Source organism: Acinetobacter sp. 228 (assembly GCF_048147885.1).
The window spans coordinates 1-1,779 of record NZ_JAYWYV010000132.1; the positions used below are offsets into that span (position 1 = coordinate 1).

The 1,779-nt window shown below is 37.8% G+C and carries 2 protein-coding genes; both read right to left on the bottom strand.

Going from position 1 to position 1,779, the window contains the following annotated elements; genetic code table 11:
• Window positions 1-98: 98 nt before the first annotated feature.
• Entirely contained in the window at window positions 99-1,292 is a 1,194-nt protein-coding gene (gene sbmA, locus VXQ92_RS16650) for a peptide antibiotic transporter SbmA (protein ID WP_416682569.1), read from the bottom strand.
• A gap of 236 nt (window positions 1,293-1,528) precedes the next feature.
• Window positions 1,529-1,779: ACT domain-containing protein (locus tag VXQ92_RS16655; protein ID WP_416682570.1), on the bottom strand; the 251-nt coding region annotated here is incomplete at its 5' end.

Consider the following 1,779-nt stretch of genomic DNA (forward strand, 5'->3'; position numbering starts at 1 on the left):
AATAAAGAGCTATACATAACAGGTTATTTTACTAAATACTCAATATTTTAAAGATGCCCTGGCTTGAATCAAGGCACCTTAAAGAATGATGATTACTTTTAATTTAAAGTATCCTCAAATGTTCTCAAACGCTTATAAATTGAAAGTAGTTCAATAATCGTCTTCCAAGAAGTAATTAAATATTGGAATGATTCACGTACGCGTCCAAATACATTCGCAATTTGCTGAATTAAACCTAATGTGAGTTTACCAGCAGCAATCGATGGGAAAAGAACAACCAAATTATAGAGAATATCAAGCTGTCCATACCAAATCGCTGTCATATTAAAATAGGCATAGTGGAAGTAAAGTCTGAAATAGTTCTTACGTACATTACTAAATAGCTCACGTAAAGTAGCAGGTTTTGCACGATCTGCATGATCCTCACCATAGACCAATTCTTTACGATAGGCTGCTTCTACTTTTTGGTTATTAAATTGTAGACCAGGTAATTTAATACCAACCACCATGAGTAGAACAGTACCAAAAATTGACCATACAATTGCAGCCCATACCAAGGAGTGTTCTAGCTCACCAACAATTGGTAAAACTAGAACATGTTTAGAAAGCTGAAATAAAATTGGTAAGAAAGCAATTAATGTAATAACTGCTTTGACCAGCTCAACCCCTAAGTCTTCCAAAATTGTTGCAAAGCGCATGGTATCTTCTTGTACACGCTGTGAAGCACCCTCAATATGGCGAAGCTTTTCCCAATGCTCCGTGTAATATTCATTCATTGCCGTACGCCAACGAAATACATAGTGACTTGTAAAAAAAGCATTAATCACAGCTAAAGTCACAGCAACCATTGCAATGTAAAGAAAGACTAGAGTTTCACTATAAAGTGCAGAGAGATCTCCCCCTCCACTTGAAAGCATTTGTTGGATTAAATCCCAAAATGGTACATACCATGCATTAATGGCAACACTGACCTGAACACTACACCAGATATTAAATAAAATAAAAGCCGAGCCCCAGATAGACCAACGCTGCCATGGGTTATTCGATATAATTTTCCAAAAGCTAGCAAACAGTGCTGTGGAGACTAAAAACCAGAGGTAAAACCATAAAAAAGCAGGCGACCAGAAGCGACTTACCCCAATAGGCAACTCAGCATCTGCATACCCCTGAGGAAAGCCAAGATACTGTCCCCAGTGATCTCCCCCTGTATACCAAAGCACCATATTAAGCGCGATCCAAATAACCGCAGATATAAAGAAATACCGTGGTGATGGAAAAAATGATTTGAACATTGAGTGTTGATATCCCTATATTTCTTCAAATTTACAATGAAAGGAATACTAAAACCTAAACCTTAAAATTGTGAAGGCTAAAGTTTAGAGAATTGTCAATTTTTCCCATTTCATTGAAGGATTTGATCGTTTTTTTGTAAATTCATCCCTTTATGCAATTTAATCCGTTTAAATTGCTTTGTATATGGCTCCCCTAAGAGCCATATACAGTTTTTATATCACAGCCATATGTACGTTTAAATCTCTTCTTTACGAACAATATAGCCTTCAAGTTGCATAGCCTGAATTAATGGTTCCAGATCTGGAGCGCTTTTTAGTTCAATATCGACACTCACCGCACTTTCTTTAGCACGGCTTGTTGCGGCAAAGCGTTCATGTCGAAGTTCGTAAATATTACCGCCCTGCTCCGCAATAATTGCTGTTAGACGCGCCAAGGCACCCGGATTATCTGGTAATTCAACGCGAATACGAACCATACGGCCAGTAC

Excerpts from the sequence above, each read along its gene's own strand:
- sbmA (WP_416682569.1), bottom strand. The coding sequence starts at position 1,292 with ATGTTCAAATCATTTTTTCCATCACCACGGTATTTCTTTATATCTGCG.